General features: G+C 44.3%; 8 protein-coding genes. 4 read left to right on the forward strand and 4 right to left on the reverse strand.

The genetic code is table 11. The features are described 5' to 3' along the window. A partial coding sequence (locus ABYB02_RS12615) for a polysaccharide deacetylase family protein (protein ID WP_372762796.1) occupies positions 1–556 on the reverse strand: 556 nt, incomplete at its 3' end. On the opposite strand from ABYB02_RS12615, the gene ABYB02_RS12620 reads away from it, so the two are divergent. Continuing rightward, a complete protein-coding gene (locus ABYB02_RS12620) occupies positions 536–1,870 on the forward strand; it encodes an MATE family efflux transporter (RefSeq protein ID WP_372762797.1) in 1,335 nt (444 codons plus the stop codon). The two genes, ABYB02_RS12615 and ABYB02_RS12620, sit on opposite strands and share 21 nt — an antisense overlap. Positions 1,871–1,875: 5 nt before the next feature. On the opposite strand, the gene ABYB02_RS12625 is transcribed toward ABYB02_RS12620, so the two are convergent. Together ABYB02_RS12625 and nfuA are read right to left on the reverse strand one after the other, a co-directional pair. Next, positions 1,876–2,145 carry a hypothetical protein gene (locus tag ABYB02_RS12625; protein WP_372762798.1) on the reverse strand — a complete coding sequence of 90 codons (270 nt, stop codon included), beginning with the start codon at positions 2,143–2,145 and terminating at the stop codon, positions 1,876–1,878. 3 nt (positions 2,146–2,148) lie between these two features. Further along, positions 2,149–2,724 (reverse strand): Fe-S biogenesis protein NfuA, encoded by a 576-nt coding sequence (nfuA, locus tag ABYB02_RS12630; protein WP_372762799.1) that lies wholly within the window; start codon positions 2,722–2,724, stop codon positions 2,149–2,151. A gap of 149 nt (positions 2,725–2,873) precedes the next feature. On the opposite strand from nfuA, the gene ABYB02_RS12635 reads away from it, so the two are divergent. Further along, on the forward strand, positions 2,874–5,426 hold the full coding sequence (locus tag ABYB02_RS12635; RefSeq protein WP_372762800.1) for a M14 metallopeptidase family protein: 2,553 nt from the start codon (positions 2,874–2,876) through the stop codon (positions 5,424–5,426). Positions 5,427–5,430: 4 nt separating this feature from the next. Here ABYB02_RS12635 and ABYB02_RS12640 read toward each other — a convergent pair whose 3' ends face one another. After that, positions 5,431–6,108, reverse strand: a complete 678-nt coding sequence (locus ABYB02_RS12640; RefSeq protein ID WP_372762801.1) for a ComF family protein — start codon at positions 6,106–6,108, stop codon at positions 5,431–5,433. Positions 6,109–6,182: 74 nt separating this feature from the next. Between ABYB02_RS12640 and bioH the strand changes: the two genes are divergently transcribed. Further along, positions 6,183–6,920, forward strand: a complete 738-nt coding sequence (gene bioH, locus ABYB02_RS12645; RefSeq protein WP_372762802.1) for a pimeloyl-ACP methyl ester esterase BioH — start codon at positions 6,183–6,185, stop codon at positions 6,918–6,920. Positions 6,921–7,008: 88 nt separating this feature from the next. Continuing rightward, the gene (locus ABYB02_RS12650) at positions 7,009–7,317 is read left to right on the forward strand and encodes a hypothetical protein (protein WP_372762803.1); all 309 of its coding nucleotides are present in this window, start codon (positions 7,009–7,011) and stop codon (positions 7,315–7,317) included. The last annotated feature ends 75 nt before the right edge of the window (positions 7,318–7,392 follow it).

Here is a 7,392-nt window from a genome sequence, read left to right on the forward strand (position 1 = left end):
ACTTATAATCGTGGCCTATTTCTGCTTTGATACGCTGCTGAGAGTGCAGAATGTCTTGCTTAATACGTGCTTGCCACTGCGTCTGAGTTTCGCCTGCCAGTTTACGATGTAGGTAGTCATGTTGCGCACTATGATTCGCAATCAGGGCGCCTTTTTGTGCCAGCTCCCGCAGTTGCTCCCAACCCATTACATAACCCTTATCTTCGTCTATTAGCTTAGGGTTGACAAAAATAGTATAGGGGTAGCCAAACTTTTCCAGTATGGGTGCCGCTTGCTGATAATTATTGTTATAACCATCATCAAAGGTAATTGCTACGGTTTTTTCTGGTAGAGTCTGTTGTTGCTGCAACGCCGTAATTAATTCATCGAGCGCGATCACATTAAAGTTATGCTGTTTTAAATAACTTAAGTGTTCATTAAAGGTATCGGCACTAACACTGGTAACGGCAGGCAAGGTTTCACTTACGTGATGATACTGTAAAATAACCGCCGCGTGGGCACGCAGTGAGAGACTAATGAGGATAAATAAGACTAAATGAAACAATTTCTTATACATAATAAAGCACACCATAAAAGCTTGTTGTTGTTAGCAGGCCCGATGATATTATCAAATATTACCGTACCACTGTTAGGAATTGTTGATACCGCTGTGATTGGCCATTTAGGCAGCGCCCATTATTTAGCGGGTATTGCGCTGGGTTCCACCGTTATTTCGATATTATTTTGGCTGGCGGGTTTTTTAAGAATGAGCACCACCGGCCTCGTTGCCCAAGCATACGGACAAAACGATGTAACCCAATTGGCCGCATTGTTGAAGCGCAGCCTCTTATTGGCAACCTTAGTTGCTCTGTTGCTAATAGCCCTGTCGCCCTTGATAAAACACGCCATTGCTTATTTATCGGCAGCTAATAGCGCGGTGCTCACTCAAGCCTATGAGTATTTTAGCATCCGTATTTTTAGTGCGCCCGCTGCATTATGTAATTTAGTGTTACTTGGCTGGATGCTAGGCATGCATTATGGTCGTGGCCCATTTTATTTATTATTAGTGACAAATATTACCAATATAGTGCTAGATATTTATTTTGTTGTGGTGCTTGATTGGGCGGTGGCGGGTGCTGCGTGGGCGTCATTAATTGCCGACTATACGGCGTTACTTTTTGCCTTGCTGTTAGTTATTAAACTCGCAAAAAAACATACCATAGAATTGGCGGTACCACATTGGTTTAGCATTAAAAAAATGGCTAATTTACTCAGCCTAAACCGCGATATTTTTATTCGTTCGCTAATATTACAACTGTGCTTTAGTTTTATGACCTTTTACGCGGCGCGTATTGGCGAAACCACCTTAGCGGCTAATGCGGTATTACTAAACTTTTTAATGCTGGTAAGCTTTGCCCTAGATGGCATAGCCTATGCTACAGAAGCAAAAGTAGGCCATGCTAAAGGGCAACAAAGCGTGCGCATGATTGAGCTGTGGGTTAAAATTAGCGTGTTTTGGGGCATGCTATTTGGTTTAGCCTATAGCCTATTTTTTGCTGCGTTTGGCGGCTATATTATTACCTTACTCACCAATGTTCCAGAGGTGATCAGCAGCGCAAGCTATTACTTACCTTGGGTTATTGCGTTACCGTTACTTTCTATGAGCTGTTTTTTATTTGATGGTGTATTTGTTGGTTTAACACGGGCAAAAGCGATGCGTAATAGCATGTTGCTATCGGCCAGTGTGGGCTTTTTTGGGGTGTTTTTGCTGTTTCAGCAATGGGGTAATAATGCGTTATGGTTAGCAATGAGTTGCTTTATGTTGCTGCGTGGTGTGACCTTAATAGTCAAATACTTGCAGCTAAAAGCGACGAAGCAATTATTAGATTAGCTCAGTTATTTCCATAACTCGGGGTCGTCATGTGTTGGCTCGATGTTTTTTAGTACTTGCGAGAAGCGGTTAGCAAAAATACCGGCATAGCCCCAAGCAGCTAAAAATAACGCAGGCAGTAGTATAATCAGTCCAATAATTTGCAAGCTGTAATGACTGTAGTAACCGAGGGTAATAAATATCACGGCGAGCACAAACAGTGCTACGCCGCGAAAAAAGCGCTTTAAGCTCAGCTTAGGCGTACTGCCTAAGCGATAAATAAGCGGCTTTAGCATAGCTTAATAGTACGAATGATCGCCCGCTTGGTGCTCGGTAATATCGGCCACACCGGTGATTTCGTCAAACTTTGCAATCATCTCTTTTTCAATGCCTTCTTTTAACGTGACATCGATCATAGAACAACCGTTACACCCACCACCAAATTGCAGTACCGCAATACCGGCTTCGGTAATTTCTACCAAACTAACTTGACCGCCATGGTTAGCTAATTGTGGGTTTACTTCGGTTTCTAGCATGTGTTGTACACGCTCGTTTAACGACGCATCATCACCAATTTTACGCGCTTTGGCATTGGGTGCTTTTAGGGTTAACTGAGTTCCCATTTTGTCGGTAACAAAATCAATTTCAGCGTCTTCTAAAAAGGGCGCGCTTTCGGTATCAACAACGGCGTCAAAACCATTAAAGTTTAAACGAATGTCGCTGGCTTCTACGGCGTCTTCTGGACAATAAGAAACACCACACTCCGCTTGTGATGTACCAGGGTTGACAACAAACACACGAATGTTGGTTTGTTGTGCTTGATCTGCTAAAAGTTTAGCAAAATGTGCTTGTGCTGTTTCGGAAATTGAAATCATAAAAAACGGCTTTATACCTGACTAAATTACTCGGATACTGCATATCATACTCCGCTCATCGTGTTGCGGCTAGTGTTGAGCGTAAAAAGTTGGCATCTATTTTAAGCAGTGGTAGCGTGCAAACAACGAACATTTTTTGGATGAATTATATGCGCTGGATAATAACAATAATGGTGGCGATGCTCAGTTTTTCAAGTGGTGCTAAGCCATTGTCTTACTATTTTGAGTCGGATGTGGCATTTGATCCCAATATCCCCACCCCAGAGCAAGTGCTTGGTTATCAAGTCGGTGACTGGCATGTAAGGCATGATCAGTTGGTGCGTTATATGGAAATACTGGCGCAAACAAGTGACCGTATTAATTATGAAGTAATTGGACGCACCCATCAGCAGCGCCCGTTGGTCATGTTAACTATTACTGCGCCTGATAAATTAAACAATATTGAACAGCTGAGAAAAGCACACTTAGCGCGTTTAACCACAAAAAAGCCGCCGTCGGCCACGGCGCCTGCCGTTGTATGGATGGGCTACAGCGTACATGGTAATGAATCATCGGGCAGCAACGCAGCGTTGCTGGTGGCTTATTACTTAGCCGCCGCGCAAGGCGATGAAATTAACCGCTTATTAAATAACACCGTTATTTTACTCGACCCTTCATTAAACCCCGATGGCTTAGCGCGCTTTGCTAATTGGGCCAATAGCAACCGTGGTATGACCCTATCGTCAGATCCGGTCACGCGTGAGCATGTTGAAAGTTGGCCGAGTAGTCGTACTAACCATTATTGGTTTGATCTCAACCGTGATTGGTTGCTATTACAGCACCCTGAGTCGCGTGCTCGGATTGCTAAATTTCATCACTGGAAACCTAATATTTTAACCGACTTTCATGAAATGGGACCCAATAGCAGCTACTTTTTTCAGCCGGGTATTCCATCGCGAAAACACCCCATCACCCCAGATGAAAATGTCAGTTTAACGAAGGCTATTGCTAACTATCATGCGCAAACGTTAGATGACAATAATGCCTTGTACTTTACCGAGGAAAGCTTTGACGACTTTTATTATGGCAAGGGCTCAACCTATCCAGATGTAAACGGCGGAATAGGTATTTTGTTTGAGCAAGCCAGCTCACGTGGCCACCTTCAAGATACCATCAATGGGCCACTTAGCTTTGCGTTTACCATTAAGAATCAGTTACTCACTAGTTTATCTACATTTAAGGCAGCGCTGGAAAACCGAACCGCGTTACTGGATTACCAAGCTGAGTTTTATAATCAAGCCATAGAGTTAGCGAAAGATGAAAATTTTCAGGGGTATGTGATAGCAGGGGGGCGAGATAACCGCCGTGTAAGCGACTTTTTAAGCGTATTAAAGCAGCACCAAATTAACGCATATGCGATGAATAAAGAGCTAACCGTTGCCGGCCAAACGTTTGCTGCCAATAGTTATTATGTGCCGTTAGCACAGCCGCAATACCGTTTAATAAAAGCCATTTTTAGCGAGCAAAAAAACTTCGCCGATAATACCTTTTACGATGTATCGGGTTGGACACTGGCACATGCGTATAATTTAGCATTTGCTAAAGTGACAAGTAACTGGGGCTTAGATATTGCCGATGACGCATGGCAAGCAATGCCAACGACTCAACACCAACCTTTAAACGCAGGCTATGCTTTTGCGTTTGCCTGGGACGATAGTTTAGCGCCAAAAATGCTTAATAGCCTGCTGCAACAAGGTATTAAAGCGCGCGTAGCGCTAAATGCGTTAACCGCGCGCACCGCCAATAACACCGAGGAAGACTTTGCTGCCGGCAGTATTATTATTCCCGCGGGCTTGCAAACCAACAGCAATTGGCTGGCGCAGCTTAATCAAGCACAAAATGAGTTTGGCATTGCGATTCGGCCGATCACGTCAGGTTTAACCAGTAAAGGGGCCGATTTAGGTTCGCGTACCATGGCGGTCGTAACTGCACCTAAGGTGTTATTGCTTGGCGGTAAAGGCGTAAGCCAATATGAAGCGGGCGAAGTGTGGTATTACCTAGACCGCTTTGTTGGCGTTGCGCCAACCATTGTTGAGCTAGCGCGTTTAGACGCAATTGAGTTGAGTAATTACAGCCATATTGTATTAGCGCACGGTAATTACAGCGCCTTATCTGATGCCGCTAAAGTAGCGATAAAAAGCTGGGTTAGAAAAGGCGGTGTTATTTGGGGGCATAAAGGGGGCGCGAAATTTTTAGCTGACCAGCAACTATTAAAAGCCAGTTACTTATCACGCGAAGATGTAGCCAGTGCGTTTAACACCGAGGGCTTAAGCTACGCCGATAAAGATCACCTTGCTGGGCGTCAGCGTATTGCGGGGGCTATATTTAATACCCATGTTGATTTAACGCATCCACTTACTTTTTCACTGCAGCGTAATACTCTGCCGGTATTTAAAAATAGCACTTGGTTACTTGAAGCCTCAACTGCGCCGTTTGTAAATGTGCTTACCTATACTAAAGCGCCACTGTTAGCCGGGTTTACCGATGCGATAAATGTGGAGCAAGTAGCGGGTGGTGCAGGGTTAATTGCGCACTCTTATGGCCGTGGCAGTGTTATTGCCATGACCGATAACCCAGTATTCAGAGGATATTGGTACGGCACCAGTCGTTTATTAAGCAATGCGTTATTTTTTGGTCATACCTTTAGAGCCAGCGGCAACTAACAAGTTAAATAGGGGTTAAACAGGTAGTAAACGCCCACACCTGTTTAGCACCCGCTTGTTTTAAGGCACGGGTGGCGGCATTGAGTGTGGCGCCCGTGGTCATTATGTCATCAACAATTGCCACGGTTTTGCCACTCATATCGGCAGTGCATAAAAACGCATTGTTCAGGTTTTCTGCCCGTTTAGCCTTGCTTAGGGTAGACTGCGCCGCGGTTTTTTTACTGCGCTGTAAGCAATCGCTTAACCGCTTAAATGGCGTTAAGCACGGGTGCCATACTTGTGATACCTGATTAAAGCCCCGTGTTAAAAAGCGACTTTTGTGTAGTGGTAAAATAATAAAATGATCGGGCAGCGGCATATCGGCACTAAAAAAATGCGCTAGCTGTTGAGAGATCACTTGCTGCAGCGCTCTTTTGTAATGGAGTTGATTATTAAATTTAAGCTGTGTCAGCCAGCGCTCAAATGGTGGTTGATAAAATGCACAGGCAAACAATAAATCAAACTCACAGTGCGCAAACATGTCGATAATATCAGGGCGATGTAATAAGTTTTTTTGCTCAGTTAAATCCAACAGTGGTAAATCAGCTAAGCAACATGGGCACAAGCCGAGTGCTGGCGTAACAGGGCTTTGGCACAGCACACAGTGCGCAGGAAACAACCAATTTATAAATGCATGCGCCATAGGGGTAATCTACTCATTACAATTAGCGGTTGAAACGCTATGATAATAGTAAGTTTGGTTAAGGTTGGGCAAATATGCAAAATGAATTAGTGTTATTACATGGTTGGGGCATGAACCAAGGAGTGTGGCAGTTAGTACAAGCAGAACTGGAGTTTTTGCACGCAGATGAAGTACGTAGCGTCGATTTGCCCGGCTATGGCAATAGTAGTGCTTGCCCTCACCCTTATACATTGCACGCTGCTGCGGCGCTGTTGAGTGAGCAATTAAAGCCGCAATCAATTTTAATGGGCTGGTCTTTAGGCGGCTTATTTGCGCTATATATTGCGCAGCATTGGCCAGAAAAAGTAGCCAAAGTGATTTTAGTGGCTGCGTCGCCGTTGTTTGCAGAGCAAGCGCAATGGCCAGGTATTAAAGACAATGTACTAGCGCAATTTAAACAGCAATTGGTTAATCAGCGTGAAAAAACCATTGAGCGCTTTTTAGCGATCCAAGCTATGGGTAGCGCGTCGGCGCGCGATGATATCAAACAGCTGAAGCAATTACTTAATCACTATAATGCCCCACAAGAAGCAGCACTGACGGCGGGGTTAGACATTTTACAACAGCAAGACTTACGCCCGCTATTTGCACAGTGCCCGGTGCCTGTACGCGCTATATTTGGTCGTTTAGATGCGTTAGTGCCTTACAAAGCGATTGCAAAAATGGCGGCACTCAATTCAGCATTTGAGTACGAGGTAATAGATAAAGCATCGCATGCGCCGTTTATTTCACATAAAAATGAATTTTTAACTGCTGTTAAATCAATGCTTTAAAATAGAGCTATGAATAGCATCGCGGAAAGCTTTATTTTGTACAAAAGATGAACGATAATTAGCTATTAGTTAGTTACGGAGGTAAAGTATGCCCATAGGATCAGCCTTTAATAGTGGCATGGAAGGGTTTAACCGCGCCAGCCAAGGTATTGAAAAAGCCAGCGCAGAAATTAACCGTGCCAGTATCGAGCAACAAGATGATGCGCAATTAGCACAGCAACGCCAACTGACCGCTGCGCGTTCAGCAGAAGCGATAACCGCACCGGTGGCACAGCCTGCGCGTGTAGATGAAGCGTTGGTAAACTTAAAAGTAGAAGAGTTTAACGCGAAGGCGAACGCTAAATCGATACAAACCGCCGACGATGTACTCGGTACATTAATTGATATAAACGTGTAAGCACGATGAATATTGTCACGCCGTTCCCCTCTATCAATATAAACACGGCAAATGTTTATACTGAAACGGCGCGCC

Source organism: Pseudoalteromonas sp., from assembly GCF_041613455.1.
Taxonomy (GTDB): Bacteria; Pseudomonadota; Gammaproteobacteria; order Enterobacterales; family Alteromonadaceae; genus Pseudoalteromonas.